11 protein-coding genes and 1 pseudogene are annotated in these 16,079 nt (G+C 38.6%); 4 read left to right on the plus strand and 8 right to left on the minus strand.

Annotated elements, in window-relative coordinates; translation table 11 throughout:
* Positions 1 to 31: 31 nt before the first annotated feature.
* A complete protein-coding gene (locus FC27_RS02205; protein WP_010624107.1) occupies positions 32 to 1,375 on the minus strand; it encodes an NCS2 family permease in 1,344 nt (447 codons plus the stop codon).
* A 240-nt stretch (positions 1,376 to 1,615) separates the two neighbouring features.
* Between FC27_RS02205 and add the strand changes: the two are divergent.
* A pseudogene (add, locus tag FC27_RS02210) lies at positions 1,616 to 2,614 on the plus strand (adenosine deaminase).
* A 194-nt stretch (positions 2,615 to 2,808) separates the two neighbouring features.
* Positions 2,809 to 4,134: an MATE family efflux transporter gene (locus tag FC27_RS02215; RefSeq protein ID WP_010624108.1), complete on the plus strand. Its 1,326-nt coding sequence runs from the start codon at positions 2,809 to 2,811 to the stop codon at positions 4,132 to 4,134.
* A gap of 46 nt (positions 4,135 to 4,180) precedes the next feature.
* Here the strand turns inward: FC27_RS02215 and FC27_RS02220 are convergent, their stop codons facing one another.
* The 3 genes from FC27_RS02220 to FC27_RS02230 all read right to left on the minus strand — a co-directional run bounded on the left by FC27_RS02220 (position 4,181) and on the right by FC27_RS02230 (position 7,557).
* Positions 4,181 to 5,077: an EamA family transporter gene (locus FC27_RS02220; RefSeq protein ID WP_010624109.1), complete on the minus strand. Its 897-nt coding sequence runs from the start codon at positions 5,075 to 5,077 to the stop codon at positions 4,181 to 4,183.
* Positions 5,078 to 5,210: 133 nt separating this feature from the next.
* Positions 5,211 to 7,319, minus strand: coding sequence for an AAA family ATPase (locus FC27_RS02225; RefSeq protein ID WP_010624110.1), 2,109 nt, complete (start codon positions 7,317 to 7,319; stop codon positions 5,211 to 5,213).
* Between the two features lie 16 nt (positions 7,320 to 7,335).
* The gene (locus FC27_RS02230) at positions 7,336 to 7,557 is read right to left on the minus strand and encodes a hypothetical protein (protein WP_010624111.1); all 222 of its coding nucleotides are present in this window, start codon (positions 7,555 to 7,557) and stop codon (positions 7,336 to 7,338) included.
* A gap of 153 nt (positions 7,558 to 7,710) precedes the next feature.
* Here FC27_RS02230 and FC27_RS02235 point away from each other — a divergent pair, with 153 nt between their 5' ends.
* Entirely contained in the window at positions 7,711 to 9,426 is a 1,716-nt protein-coding gene (locus tag FC27_RS02235) for a DUF6792 domain-containing protein (protein ID WP_010624112.1), read from the plus strand.
* Between the two features lie 50 nt (positions 9,427 to 9,476).
* On the opposite strand, the gene FC27_RS02240 is transcribed toward FC27_RS02235, so the two are convergent.
* Together FC27_RS02240 and FC27_RS02245 are read right to left on the minus strand one after the other, a co-directional pair.
* The gene (locus tag FC27_RS02240; protein WP_010624113.1) at positions 9,477 to 10,817 is read right to left on the minus strand and encodes a glucose-6-phosphate isomerase; all 1,341 of its coding nucleotides are present in this window, start codon (positions 10,815 to 10,817) and stop codon (positions 9,477 to 9,479) included.
* A 40-nt stretch (positions 10,818 to 10,857) separates the two neighbouring features.
* A complete protein-coding gene (locus FC27_RS02245) occupies positions 10,858 to 11,490 on the minus strand; it encodes a VanZ family protein (RefSeq protein ID WP_010624114.1) in 633 nt (210 codons plus the stop codon).
* Positions 11,491 to 11,599: 109 nt separating this feature from the next.
* On the opposite strand from FC27_RS02245, the gene FC27_RS02250 reads away from it, so the two are divergent.
* A complete protein-coding gene (locus tag FC27_RS02250) occupies positions 11,600 to 13,756 on the plus strand; it encodes an LTA synthase family protein (protein ID WP_010624115.1) in 2,157 nt (718 codons plus the stop codon).
* A gap of 54 nt (positions 13,757 to 13,810) precedes the next feature.
* Here the strand turns inward: FC27_RS02250 and FC27_RS02255 are convergent, their stop codons facing one another.
* Both FC27_RS02255 and FC27_RS02260 read right to left on the minus strand, forming a co-directional pair.
* Complete coding sequence (locus tag FC27_RS02255) at positions 13,811 to 15,307, minus strand: sensor histidine kinase (protein ID WP_010624116.1); 1,497 nt, start codon at positions 15,305 to 15,307, stop codon at positions 13,811 to 13,813.
* Positions 15,304 to 16,059, minus strand: coding sequence for a response regulator transcription factor (locus FC27_RS02260; RefSeq protein WP_010624117.1), 756 nt, complete (start codon positions 16,057 to 16,059; stop codon positions 15,304 to 15,306). The genes FC27_RS02255 and FC27_RS02260 overlap by 4 nt, the downstream gene beginning before the upstream one ends.
* Positions 16,060 to 16,079 lie beyond the last annotated feature (20 nt).

Here is a 16,079-nt window from a genome sequence, read left to right on the forward strand (position 1 = left end):
ATGAGGCGATTTATTTATATCTGATTATTAATTATTTAGGTAAAACGTTGATTACATATAATAGCAATAGAAAGACAAAAAATAAAATATACATTACTGGATTGACTTCTTTATGTCTGCCAGCTGCAATCATCGTGATTGGATAAGCAATAAATCCGAAGGCAATACCATAAGAAATATTGTATGTAAGTGGCATACCAACGATCGTAAGGAAAGCTGGCATGGCAATTTCGAATTTTTCCCAATCAATATACTTCATCGATTGAGCCATTAAAATACCGACAATGATCAATACTGGAGCCGTAACATTAGTCGTTACCACTGCTAGTAATGGTGAGAAAAACATTGATAGTGCAAACATACCACCTACTACCAATGCCGTAAGTCCTGTACGACCACCAATAGCAATTCCGGCTGACGACTCAACAAACGCAGCCGTTGGTGTTGTTCCCATAAAGGCACCACCTAACATTGAAACAGAGTCTGCCATCAGTGCTCGACCGATCCGGGGCATTTTATTATTTTTCATGAATCCAGCTTGTTCAGCAAGGCCAATCATAGTCCCGGCTGTATCGAAGAAAGCAACTAATAAGAAAATCAAAACAACTGCCCACAATTGTGGCTGTTTGATATCTCCTAAGTGTGCCACAGCAACACCAAAAGTCGGTTTCAAACTAGGAATCGTTGAAATGATCTTATCTGGTAATGGAATAAGCTTCGTTACCAAGCCAAGGATCGTAGTTAAGATCATTCCAATAAAGATTGAACCAGGAATCTTCCGAGCCATTAAAATACCGGTCACAATCAAACCAAAGATAGTTAACCAAGTACCAGCAACGGTAAATGAACCCATCGTTACTAACGTGGACTTGCTGGCAACGATCAAGCCACCGCCCTTTAATCCTACAAAGGCGATAAATAATCCGATACCAGACGCCACAGCTAGTTTTAAATCGTGGGGAATCGCGTCGATAACAATCTCACGAATTTTCAAGACCGAGATTATCAAGAAGATGACACTAGATACTAAGACACCTGCCATCGCTGTTTGCCACGGAATACCCATGGCCAAGACGACTGAATAAGTGAAGAATGCATTGTCACCAAGTCCGGGGGCAATTGCGATTGGATAATTTGCTAATAATGCCATTAAAACTGAACCTAAGATTGCTGACAAGGCGGTCGCTGTAAAAACGGCTCCTTTGTCCATGCCGGCAGTCCCTAAAACTTGCGGATTGACAAATAAAATATATGCCATTGACACAAAGGTCGTTAAACCTGCTAAGACCTCACGCTTTACCGTTGTCTTCTGTTCATTCAAATGGAACAGACGCTCGATAAAACTGAGATCTTTTTTGTTATTCGATAAATCCAAAATAATTCGCCCCTTAAATATTACTTTTTGAATAACCACATTATGACAAAGGTATATAAATTATGCAAGAAAAACAGAAACAATAGACATAAAAAATTAAATATTGTTCGTGAATATAGTTTTTTTTGTAATCTTAGGGCTTGTCTTTTTATATAAAAAGTTTTAAAGTGTTTGCAACAAATCGGTTTAGAGTCTGGAGAATAATACAATGTTACCAAAAAAAAAGTTTCACAAGAATTTATTCAAGGTTTGCCAAAGTCCGAACTTCACGTTCATATAGAAGGAACCCTTGATCCGAAGCTAAAACTTAAATTAGCTCAAAGAAACAACGTCGATATTGGGCAGGAAACTGTCGAAGATATCGAAGAAACTTATCATTATTATTCCCTAGCGTCATTTCTAGCAGTCTAATATCCAGGAATGGACGTTTTACTGACTGAAGAAGATTTTTATGAATTAGCAATGGAATACTTGAAAAAAGCTCATCAAAATAATGTTGCCCATGTGGAAATGTTTTTTGACCCTCAAGCTCACCTAGTACGAGGCATCCCCTTAGATTTTGTTATCAATGGACTTTATCGGGCCTGTATCGATGCACGAGCCTTCAACGTTGATGCGCACCTGATCATGTGTTTTTTGCGTGACTTGTCTGCCCATTCAGCTAGCCAATTATTGGATATGGCACGACCTTTCAGAAATAAGATTCTCGGTATTGGTCTCGATTCTGACGAACATCACAATCCACCATTAAAATTTCTGCAGCCATTCGCTAAAGCTGTAGATGAAGGCTATCATATCACAATGCATGCTGATGTTGACCAAGTCGATTCGATCGACCACATCAAGCAAGCTTTGGAGATTATCAACGTTGAACGGCTCGATCACGGTACTAACATAGTTGAAGACCCTGATTTGGTCGACTGGGTCAAACAACTACATCTTGGCTTGACCTCCTGCCCACTATCCAATGAATTGATCACAGATGACGATCTCAAAGGAGACGAGATACTTGATCTGCTCGATGAAGGTGTAAAAGTTTCAATCAATTCCGACGACCCGGCTTATTTCGGCGGTTATATTTCTGATAATTACACTGCTCTCGCCCAAGAATACCGCGTCACTCCTGAACAAATCGTCCAACTAGCTAAGAATTCATTCGAAACAGCTTGGATCAGTCCCACTCAAAAAGAAACTTATCTACGAGCAATTGACGATTATGTCGTCAACTTCAATGAATAAATAAAATATGTTATTTGTATCCATCCTCCCAAGAAACATATATGCGAAATGAATCACCTGTATTATGGTGGTTCATTTTTTGTTGCAGCAAAATTTTTGCAATAGTATCATTTACATAATTAACAATTATTATTGATTCTGTTGTAGTCTGACTCCTTTCTGCCAGTAAACTGCTCAGATAAGGAGTGAAGATTTTGAATGATTTATTTGAAAAAGTACCGATACCAAAGGCTTACATGCAATTAGCCATCCCTGTAGTCTTAGGAATGGTCGCTAGTATGATCTATAATCTGGCCGATACCTTTTTTGTTGCGCAAACCGGCAACGCAGATTTAGTTGCTGGTATCGCCTTAGGTAGTCCACTATTTTCCTTTATGTTAGCGGTCGGTGACATTTTCGGATTAGGTGGTAGTGCTGTCATCTCAAGAGCTTTAGGCAAACATGATTACCAAAAAAGTGCCCGTGTCAGTAGCTTTTGCTTTTATATCGCAATAATTTTGAGTTTAGTTTTAACTGCATTACTATTATTTTTCGAAGGTCCAATTTTGAATCTTTTAGGTGCTACTAACGCTACTCGCCCATATATTTCAGATTTTTATCGTGTTTTAGTTTTAGGATCGACTTTCATCATTGTGTCTTTGGTTCCTGGTAATATTATCCGGACCGAAGGTCTAGCTCAGTTTTCAATGATTGCCACGATCAGTGGTACTGTTTTAACAATTATTTTAGATCCACTATTCTTGTTCGTCTTCAATTGGGGAGCATCAGGGGTGGCTTTTGCCAATGTGATCGGTTATGCGGTCAATACTGGCTTATTAGTACTCTTTATGCGCCGCACTAAATCATTATCCTTAGCACCTAAATTGGCTCATATATCCCACCCAACATTCAAAGCGGTCGTAGCGGTCGGCATCCCCGCCTCACTGACAAATTTGACACAAAGTTTCGGAATGATGCTGTTGAATAGTTTCTTAGCGGCTTATGGTGCTAATGCTGTGGCTGCGATGGGGATCGTTCAAAAAATTTACATGGTCGTTATGATGGTCATGGTCGGCTTTGCCTTTGGTGCGCAACCGTTAGTTGGTTATAACTATGGTGCCAAAAACTGGTCGCGACTGAAAGAAACTTTACACTTCGACTTGAAGGTCGAAGGACTATACGCAACTGTCGTTGCCTTGATTTTGATTGTTTTTGCACCGCAACTGGTCCAATTATTCATGAATCAAACAGCCATCGTTTCTATGGGTACGATCATGCTGAGAGCAATGCTTATCACGACACCGCTAGTCGGCTTTATCTTGGTCTTTACGACCGTCTTCCAATCAGTTGGTGCTGGTACTAGTGCATTGATCATGGCTTTATCACGCCAAGCGATTCTTTTAGGATTAGCCATCGTCATCTTAGCTTATTTCTTTGGATTGAACGGTATCATCTGGGCTCAAGCTGTGGCCGATGTCCTTACTTGTTTGATTGGTTGGCATTTATATAGTAAAGCTTTTAAAAATGTGAATTTGAGTTAAAAAAACGCGCTGACATTTTTGTCAGGGCGTTTTTGCTGAGAAAAATTTAATTTTTGACTCGATGATGCGGCAGATTCATGCTGACGATATTCGGCAAGATGACCGCACTGATAATGACAAGCACACCAAACACTTGCAACCAATTGACCGTCTCACCTAATAAGATAAAAGCAACTACGATCGAAGCTGGTAGCTCTAATGAAGATAAAATCGGTCCGATACCGATATCAAGATATGGCATGAAGATCGAATAGACCACCAAAGGAAAGACCATTGAAAATACCGCAATCAAAACGCCCCATTTAACAGTCGCAAAGGTCGTGGCAGTCGTGACAATCTCCGGTGCCCAAATGAAACTGATCAATAAAAACGCCCCGATACATAGCAATAAGGTCTTCGATAAGGGGTCAAGATTATTACCTAAACTGGCTGTGAATTGCATCGTACAAGCATAAGCACAGGCTGCTAAGAAACTGAATAAAAGACCTAACGGTGATAATGCAGAAGTGATTGGGAAAAGACCTGCTGCAAGTACGGTCCCGACTAAGACTAAAACAATACTCAAGACCTGCATCCGGGTCGTTAACCGGCGATGAATGATTGCTCCTAATAAGGTCGATAACCAGACTGCTTGCATCAGCATAACTGCAGCAACTGCGACAGGAATCAGTTTTAAGGCTTGAATATAAAACGTATTAGTAAAACCAGAGGCTGTCCCAGCAGCAATCAATAAACCGACCTGTTTCCAACTAGTGTGTTGGCGATAGATCCACTTACGACGTACGATCTGAATAATACCCAATATCAAAACGGCACTTAAGAAAGACCAAAATAATAAGGGGCCATTTACTACCCCTTGGTGACGGGCGATTTTAAACAGTGAGGCTGGGATGCCAAAACTGATCGCACCTAATCCGACAAAAATTGGAGCTATTTTCTTCAAAAAAATCATCCTTTATCTAACTTCGCTATCATCTCTATATTACACTTTGCGGTCATTATCTGCTATTGAAGCTGAAAACAAAAAGCCGAAGTTTCTGGATAATTCCAGAAAGCTTCGGCTTTATTAACGATTATTATGCTGTAACTGATTCATTTTGACTAATTTTGATTGTTCCATCAACTAAATCAGCCCGAAGATTTTTAACGTCCAAATGATCTAAGTAAAATTCAGCGACTTTATCACGAATCTGTTGTTCGATCACCCGACGTAAAGGTCTTGCACCCATAGCCTCATCGTAGCCTTCATTGATCAACCACTCTTTAGCTTCAGGAGTGATGGTCAACGTCAAACCTTTCTTAGTCAAACTCTTATTTACATCATCGATCAACAAATCGACAATCTGATTCAAATCCGTTTTATCCAAATGACTGAACTCAACGATGCCGTTGAATCTGTTCAAGAATTCTGGACGGAAGTATGGAGCTAATTTGTCCATCAACTTCTGGTCCTGATCACTGTCGTTACCAAAACCAGCGTTTGACGTCGCAATCACGATAGTATTTTTGAAATCAACGACATTGCCTTGTCCATCAGTCAAACGACCGTCATCCATGACTTGCAATAACAGTGTCAAAACTTGTGGATTGGCCTTTTCGATCTCATCAAGCAAGACGATCGAATATGGATTGCGTCTTACCTTCTCAGTTAAGGTATTACCATTATCTTCGTATCCGACGTAACCTGCAGAAGTTCCAATCAATTTTGAAACGGCTGTCAGGTCAGAATATTCAGACATATCCAAACGGATGATTGCATCTTTATTGCCGAACATATCACTAGCTAACTGTTTAACTAGTTCAGTCTTACCAACGCCAGTTGGTCCAACAAATAAGAAACTACCGATTGGACGATTACCTTCATCAAAGCCAGCCCGATTTCTTCTGATTGCCCGAACGACCATATCGACAGCTTCATCTTGACCAATGACCTTGCTCTTGAGACGTTGTCCCATCCCTTTCAACCGTTCGATATCACTAGTGCCCATTTGAGAAACTGGAACACCGGTCAATCTTTGAACGGATTCAGCAATATCATTGACAGTGGCAACTGCTTCATCTGGTTTTTTGTCGTTGCTATCTAATTTCGTTTGAAGGTCAGCAATCTGTTTCTTCAGATCAGCCGCCTTTTCAAAGTCCTCTTTTTTAGCTGCTTGATCCTTTTGAGTTTCAGCTGTCTTCAAAGTCTTTTCTAAACTGACTTTATCTGTAACTGGATGTTTAGCAGCCAAATGAGCCGCCGTCATGTCAATGAGATCAATTGCTTTATCAGGCAACGATCTTTGTGGCAAGTATTGGACTGAATAATCTACCGCTGCCTTTAAAACTTCATCGGGCAACTTTACATGATGATGATCTTCATAGGCTTTACGCAAGCCTTTCAAGATTGCTACTGAAGCATCTTTAGAAGGTTCATTGATCGTTACATCATTGAATCTTCTAGCTAAAGCGGCGTCTTTCATAATCGTATTACGATACTCGTCTTGAGTCGTAGCACCAATGATCGATAAATCTCCCCGACTTAAAGCTGGTTTGATAATATCAGCTAACCCTTTACTACCGGCATCTCCACCAGTAGCGCCGGTGCCAATGATCTGCTGGATCTCATCAAAGAAGAGCACGACATTTTTAGCCTTTTTAACTTCTTTGATCAAATTTTGTACATTCTCTTCAAAGGAACCCCGGTACTGAGTACCGGCTTCTAATGAAGAAAGATCAACTGAAATGATTTGTTTGTCTTTGATAGCTTCTGGCACGTCACCTTTAACAATAGCTTGTGCTAAACCTTCAACAACTGCGGTTTTACCAACACCAGCATCACCAACTAAAATTGGATTATTTTTCGTCCGCCGACTTAAGATCTCAGCTGTCTCCTGAATCTCTTGATCACGACCAATAACTGGATCGAGCAAACCATCACGAGCTTCTTGTGTTAAATTACGCCCTAATTTGCCCAAGACACCTTGGTCCTTTTTATTATTGTTAGTTTGTTCTTCCACCGGCACTTCTCTGCCAGCGGTTCTTTCTTTTTGATATTCTGCTAATTCTTCTGGAGTTAATTCATGACCATTGATGTAGTACTTAGTCCCTGAATTACCCTGTGAATTTGAATTCATGAATCTATTAAATAAATCATCCATGTTGTTGTTTGAGAATGGATCTTCGTCCCAAAATGATCTAGCCATATATAAAAAGCCTCCCTCATTTGAGATAGTGCATCTCCAATTCACGTAAAACTTTCCACATTTCCAAGTCTTGTGCCTTGGCGATGGCATCTATATCTCGAATATTGATTGATGTCGCGGAAGATTGTTTTTTATTGAAGGACTTGTGAAGGGTCGTGTATCCATAACCACTCTTTTTAGCTATTAAATAAATAGATAAATGTCTATCCTCCAAATATGATTTGATATCTATTTCCATAATTCTTATCCTCCACAAATAATATTATAACACATCTGTGATATATTACAAGTGTGACATACCACAAAAGTGAATTATTTTCTTACTGTTGATTATACAACAATTTGTTAAAATATAGGTGATACTCTAAATATTAATATAGCCGGTGATCGAATGAAAAAATTAATGAAAACTGCTGAAAAGCTAGAAAAGGTCTATGAACAATTTGACCTCCTCAACTTTCGAGCCCACAAGGCCATACCACTAACCTTTAATAAAAAGGATAGCCGACAATTATTACCTCAAAACAAGCGGCTATACTTTACTTATCGCTACTTGGATAAAGAAAAAACCCGTTTGACTAATCTCTTGCTCAGTCAAATGATCGATGTTAAAAGTTCTGTTTTTCAAACAAAGCCGATGTTACATCCTCAATTTATCGACAAAGGATTGAAACTGAAAAACATTGATGAAAACCATCGTCAAACATCTTCTAAAACTCCACGAAGAAACCGCAAGATCAATAAAATAAAGCAACTTATCGCACTGATCGATGATGAAGATTTAACTTTGAGCCGTGGTTACTTGAACCAATTCTTGATCCTAGCTTATGAAAATTTCCCTAAACTGATCGATCAACGTTCAGACAAATATCAGTCTGAGGAATTGCTCAATAATCTCGATTTTCGAACCAGATTAATGCAATTTGATTATGATCGCTACCTGTATGAAGAAAATTTTCAAACTGAAAGCTTCTTGAAATTTTTAGTTTATAGTTGTGTCAAACGTGTTCCAAGTTTTGTCCGTTCCTACGATGCTCGAGAGATTTGTCCTGATGCTCAAAAAACTGGTTTCTCTGGTATCGCCTATGAAATCGAGATCGATGGCATCAAGGAATGTTATGTGACTTTCAAAGGTACCGAAGCCGATATGGATTATACTGAACATTCACGTAGTAAACGGATGGAAAAATATATCCTCGAGGGTTATAAAGATTGGGATTACAACGTCAATGCCATTTTAGTTGGCGATACTGTCGATCTTGATCAAATGTCAGTTGCTCAAGATTTCATTGCTTATTTGCAGGCACATTTACAAAAAAACTGTCATTTATACGGCTTGGGGCATTCATTGGGTGGGCATTTTGTTCAGACACTGCAGTTAGTCGAAAATTGCTTTGATGCTGGTTATACAATGAATTCAGCTCCCGTCCAATTGAAACAAATTCAAATATTAAAACCAGATCTGTTGTCCAAAGAGAATTGGAAAACTTTATTTGCTTTAACGGAAAGTAAGTCAATCACAGTCGATTTAAACAAGCAGATTCAAAAATTATTGCCTCGAGAATACTCAGAGATCATCAATCAAGCTTTTGAACAAGATATGACCCAGATATTCTATGAATTACCATATACGATCTGGATCGGTCAAAAATGGGAATACAATTTTTCCGAATGGAAGTATCCTTTTGAGATTCATCCTAGACGTTATTTATCCCAAGCTGAGGTCAATTCTTATCAACGTTTCTTTGCGGAATTATTTGTATATACGAAAAATTCGGCCACTGGACGGCAAATTATGCGTAAGAGTGCTGACTTTGCATTTGACCGTTTTAAATTGCTGAGAAAGGATATCAATAAGCCTGAGACCTATAAATTCTTCTTTGACTACGCCAATTACATGTACAATTCTGGCTTTTTCAAAGACAAGCCTAAAGTTGTGACCGATTATTTAAAGAAAGACATTGATACTATTGTTTGGAAAAGCTCTCGACGAGAATGGCCATTTTTGAGGAGCATCAATTCTGATATGTTTGAATTGGCGATTTATTTCCATATTATTGATGGTTCAAAACATTTTATGAAACGTACTCCTAAATTTAAACAATAAGACAACAAAAAAGGCTTGGAGAAATTCTCCAAGCCTTTTGATTTATCTGATTATAGACGTTTGTTTAATTCTTTACCTAATTCTTCAAAACCTGGTTTGCCAAGAAGTCCAAACATGTTCTTCTTGTATGCTTCAACACCTGGTTGGTTGAATGGGTTGATACCATTCAAGTAACCTGAGATTGAAACGGCTGCTTCAAAGAAGTAGATCAAGTAACCTAAGGTGAAGGCATTTTGTTCTGGGATATGAACGCTCATTACGGGAACGCCACCATCAGTATGAGCAAGTACCACACCTTCGTAAGCACGCTTGTTAGCGAAGTCCATTGTCTTACCTTCAAGATATTTCAAACCATCAAGGTCTTTTTCTTCTGAAGGGATCTCAAGGTCATGGCGAGGTTTGTCAATCATAACGACAGTTTCCATCAAGTTACGACGACCTTCTTGAATGTATTGACCTAATGAGTGCAAGTCAGTTGAGAAGTTAGCTGATGAAGGATAAATACCTTTTTGGTCCTTACCTTCTGATTCACCCATTAATTGTTTCCACCATTCACCAAGGTATTGCAAGTTTGGTTCATAGTTTTCAAGTAATTCAGTTGTGTAACCTTTACGGTACAAAATGTTTCTCAATGCTGCATATTTGTAAGCATCGTTCTTTTCGATATCAGCAGATGAATAATCCTCACGAGCTGAAGCAGCACCTTCCATCAACTTGTCGATGTCAATACCAGCTACGGCAACAGGTAACAAACCAACAGCAGAAAGAACTGAGAAACGACCACCTAAGTCATCAGGAACAACGAATTCTTCATAACCTTCAGCATCAGATTCACTCTTAAGTGCACCCTTAGCACGGTCAGTAGTAGCGAAAATACGTTCTTTAGCGCCTTCCTTACCATATTTTTCAACCAATTTAGCCTTCAAAATACGGAATGCAATTGAAGGTTCAGTAGTTGTTCCTGATTTGGAAATAACATTGATACTGAAATCACGATCACCGATCACGTCGATTAAATCTGAAAGGTAGTTAGGAGAAATTGAGTTACCAGCAAAGTAAACTTCTGGAACATCTCGCTTATTCTTAACATTGTAAAATGATGAACTTAAGAAATCGATAGCCATTCTAGCACCGAGGTATGAACCACCGATACCAATACCTACGAAAACTTCTGAGTTCGATTGGATTTTTTTAGCAGCTTTTTTGATACGTGCAAATTCATCTTTATCATAATTTACAGGTAGATCAAGAAATCCACGAAAGTCATTACCAGCACCAGTACCTTCACGTAGTTCTGTGTCGGCAGCAGTAACCATTGCTTGCATTTCACCAAGTTCGTTTTCATGAACGAACTTGCCTAATTTTGAATCATCAAATTTAATATGTGTCATTTCTTTTCCTCCATATCTCTTAAACTAGATTAATCATTTTTCACTGAAATTTCAATTGTTTTACATGTTTTTTAACAATATGACAAATAAAATATAACAGAAATCCGATAGCAGTTCCAATTGTGTTGGATATTACGTCATCAATATCGCTGACTCCAGTCTGAAGCAAGAATTGGAACGTCTCAATAGAAACTGAGATCAATGCTCCAATTATGACCACACGGATAAAGCCTCGATTTTTCTCGAGCAGAGCCGGGATAAAAAATCCCATCGGGACGAACCACATGATATTGCCATAAAGATTGTACAAGAAATCAAGGATCGACGTTCCATTAAGAAGCTTAAAGGTTTCCACTAATGGTGTAAAATTGACATCTGACAGCGGTAGATCCCAATACAACTTGAACTGCCAAGGGAAATAACCATCCCGAAAGACAGTTAAAAAGTATAGTAAGAAAACATAAAAAGCAAAAACCGTTAGCCAAAACTCATGACTCACGACTGGTTTTTTGTGCTTCCATTTCAGCCAAATAATCCGTAAGATGATAAAGAATAACGTGTATAATATAGCTTTATCAACACCAAAAAAGGATAAACGGATCAAAGGAAAATGATTTATTCTTGTTGAATATAAATTTGCTATATAACTGTATAGCGGTCCTAAAAATATCATTTTTTTATTCTCTCACAATTTTTATTGGATTCGTATTATACTTTTTTATAAGCATGCAACTTAATAATAATTCAACATAGCTATTATTTTAAATTATAAAGGATTTTTTATGCGCAAAATACAGAATTTTCTAAATAAACGTCTCGGTTTTATGACTTTATTGATTTTTTTCCTATGGATCAAAACTGTCATCGCCTACTACATTGATTTTTCATTAGGTGTTGCCGACCCTATTCAACATTTTATTTTGATCATCAATCCAATCGCAACTTCAGTCTTGCTGTTAGGGTTTGCTCTTTATATCAATCGAGCGAAGATCTCATACATCGTAATGGGCTTGATTTACTTTTTAGAATCAGCCCTTTTATACGGTAATATTTTGTATTATCGTGAATTCACAGATTTTTTGTCATTCAATACCATCGCCGGTGCTGGAAAAGTTTCCAAAGGTCTAGGTGCCAGTGCTTCCAACATGGCGAGTTATCATGACATCATTTACTGGATCGACTTCATAATAATTTTAATCTTATTTCTAACACATTTCATTAAAATCGATAAACGTCCTTTCAGAAAATTAAATGCCTTCGCCATCACGATGACAGGTTTGATGCTTTTCTCACTAAACCTGATGTTGGCTGAATGTAATCGTCCCCAGCTTTTAGGTCGAACTTTTGATCGAGCTTATATCGTTAAATATCTCGGTTTCAATTCATATTTAGGTTACGACTCAATCAAAACAGCTCAAAATAGCCAAGTCCGTTCAAGTGCTGTCGGGACCGATATGGACAACGTCTTACAATACACGACTGACCACTATGCGGCCCCAAACCCTAAGTACTTTGGCAAAGCTAAGGGAAAAAATATCATCATCATTCATCTAGAAAGTTTTCAACAATTTTTAATTGGTCAAAAAGTCAATGGTCAAGAAGTAACTCCATTCTTAAATAGTCTTTATAATGATAAAAACACCATGTCCTTTGATAACTTCTTCCATGAAGTTGGTCAGGGTAAAACTAGTGATGCGGAAACGATGCTTGAGTCTGGTCTTTATGGTTTACCCGAAGGTTCCTTCTTTACTAGTTTAGGAACAAGCAATACTTTCCAAGCTGCCCCTGCTATCCTAGGTCAAAAAGAGGGCTACACGAGTGCAGTCTTTCATGGTAATATCGGTAGTTTCTGGAGTAGAAACGATGTTTACAAGAATATGGGTTATGACTATTTCTTTGATAAATCGTACTATGATCAAGATGTCCAAAACTCGACCATGGAATATGGGATGAAAGATAAAATATTCCTCTCCGAAAGTGCCAAGTACCTTGAACAGCTCCAGCAACCGTTTTATGCTAAATTCATTACTGTCACTAATCACTATCCCTTCCAGCTACCTGACGAAGATGCCAGCAATGATGGATTTGTTAAGCCTGATACTGATAACGATGTCGTCAATGGCTATTTTGAAACTGCCCACTACTTGGATAGTTCACTACAAGAATTTTTCCAATATTTGAAAGACAGCGGTATTTATGACAATTCAATGATTGTCTTATATGGTGACCATTATGGCCTATCCAACTCGCAGAATCCGGCACTGGCTCCGTTACTGGGGTATAATGCTGATACTTGGAACAATTTCAACAATACTCAGCTACAACGGGTACCTTTTATGATTCATATGAAGGGACTCAAAGGTGGTGTCAACCATACTTACGGTGGTGAGATCGATGTCTTGCCAACTATCTTGCATTTGGCGGGGATCAATACCAAACAATATATTCAAGTCGGTACTGATCTACTTTCGAAGAACCACAGTTCGATCGTGGCCTTTAGAAATAAGAATTTCGTGACACCACACTACACTGTCTTGAAAAATTCAAATGATGGCTACAATGTCTACAGCAATAAAACTGGCGAAGAGATCGATTTGAGTACTAATCCAAACTTGAAGGCTAAGGTCAAGAAATGGCAAAAAGCTGTCAATCAAAAGTTGCAGATCTCTGATACAGTCAACAACAAAAATCTGTTAAGATTTTATACACCCAATGGTTTTGAACCAATCGATCCTAAAAATTATAATTACCAAAATGAGATCAATCATTTGCTTGATACTCGGTCCGCACTGGGACTGAAATCGACAAGTATTTATTCGAAGAATAATAATCAATCAACTACGTCGATGTATCACACTGATGCACCTGAATTAGGTGGCGACAGATCTTCGATCGATAATTGGGATTACTTTAAAAAGAACCAAAAAAATCAACAATAGTGTATAAAAATAGCTCTATAATTTCGTTTGTAACGACAATTATCGAGCTATTTTTTAATTCATTCGGGCATTGTTGACCTTGTGTTCAAATCCTTTATCAAAGAATCTAACTACGAAGGTACTACCAACATTTTCCTTACTAGCAACCTCAATCTCGCCACCATGGTTTTCAACCAATTGATGGACGATTGACAGGCCTAGTCCTGATTCACCGTATTTACGGTTCTTTCGTGAAGGATCAGCTTTATAATACCGATCCCAGATATTTTTAACTTGATCAGACGACATCCCGACCCCAGTATCTTGAATCTTAAAGACTGAAGCGTGATTCTCGTCTTCACGATAGCCTCTAACAACGATTTCACCATTATTAGTAAACTGGATCGCGTTCTGAATAATATTGAACATAACTTGAGTGAACCGGTCATAATCGGCATAGGTATTCAATTTTTCTTTTGGCGTCTCAAGTGTCAATTTATCGTTCGACTCGCCCGCTTTCTTTTGCAATTGCGAAACGATATCGTTCAGTGGCGTGTTAGCGTCAAAGACCCGTTTAGCTAAAGTGATTTGGTTTGTCCTAATCTTCTCGTAATCGAGATTCTCATTGACTAATCTGATTAAACGATTGGTTTCATTTCGCATCAATTCGATGCTTTGCCCCTTCGATTCTTCAGGGATAGCATCATAAGCAAGTCCTTCCAACAAACCGTTGATAGTCGTCAATGGCGTTCTCATCTCATGAGAGGCATCGGCCATGAATTCCTTACGACGTTGCTCTTGTCGCTTGATCTCTTTGTCAGAAGCTTCTAGTGACCTAACCATGGTATTGAAATCATTCGCAAGATCGTCTAATTCATCACGATTACGACTCTCAATATGAACAGAGAAGTCATTATTGGCAACTCGACGAGTCGCACTCCGCAAACGGTTGATCCGATTGACTTGATATCGAGACAACAAGAAACTCAAAATGATTGCAGCTAACAATGAGATCAACAAGGCAATATAGAGCCGATTGTTTATCTGACCAATATTAGTCTGCAATTGACTCACATCTGAACCTGCCCAAACAGCCGCGACCAGCTTCCCTTTGTGGAACCAAGGAGTCAAGACATAAACATAATTAACATTAGTCTTCTCCCGTAAAGCCGGGTTCCCACTCTCATCAACATGACGCTGAATATTACGGATAGTCTTACCTTGTTTCAATTTTTTCCAGTAATTACTTGGTAAACTAGCCGTGATGCCATCACGTAAAGTTGGATAAACTTGCTGATTTCGATAATTGAAGATAGCAAATTGAACATTCCGGTCAGACAAAACTTGTTCGACCATCTGAATGTTTTCACCAGTAATATTATGAAATTGACCAGTGTTTTTATCTACTTTTAAAGCAATCTTCTCTAAATTCCCAGCATAACCTTCGAGATCTCGATAGGTCCGGTTATACTCCCAAGTCGTTGAAGTGCTAGTAACGGTATACAAAATAATTCCTAAAGTCGTCAAGATAACGACTAAAAAGCTCAGCATATTTTGATAAATTAATTTCATTCTTTATTGGCCTTTACTTCAGAATCATCAAATTTGTAACCAACACCCCAAACAGTCTCAATCACTTGTGGTCCAACTTTTTCGATTTTCTGACGTAGTTTTTTGATGTGAGCATCGACAGTCCGCTCTTCACCAAAGTAATCATAATCCCAAACTTGTTCGAGCAATTGTTCACGTGAAAAGACCCGTTTAGGCTTGCTAGCCAAAGTCTTTAAAAGATCGAACTCTTTTGGTGTCAAATCAGGGATCTCTTTACCACCAAGATAAGCTTCACGTGTATCAGCATTCAATTGGAAGAAGCCAGTGTCGATATCAAATTGATTGTAATCATCTTCAGTCTCATTTGAATTATTGACGCTATTTTTTGAAGCTTCTTCAGCAATATTTTCGCTCCGGCGGTGAATGGCTTTGATCCGAGCAATCAAAGTGATGGGACTGAATGGCTTAGTGACGTAATCATCAGCACCAAATTCGAGTCCTAGCACTTGGTCACTTTCACTGTCACGGGCGGTCAACATAATCAAAGGGACAGTTTTAGAAACGTTCCTGATCTCTTTAGCAACTTCCATCCCGTCTTTTCCGGGCAAGTTGAGGTCCAAAGTGATCATGTCCCATTCGTCAGCTGCAGCATTGAATTTATCCATCGCCTCATTCCCATCATAAGCAAAGGTGACATCCCAGTTTTCCTTTTGGAAAAACATGCTCATCATTTCGGAAACTGATTTGTTATCTTCTATCATTAGTAATTTCATTCGATAATCTCCTATCGGTT

Source organism: Companilactobacillus versmoldensis DSM 14857 = KCTC 3814, from assembly GCF_001434295.1.
Taxonomy (GTDB): Bacteria; Bacillota; Bacilli; order Lactobacillales; family Lactobacillaceae; genus Companilactobacillus; species Companilactobacillus versmoldensis.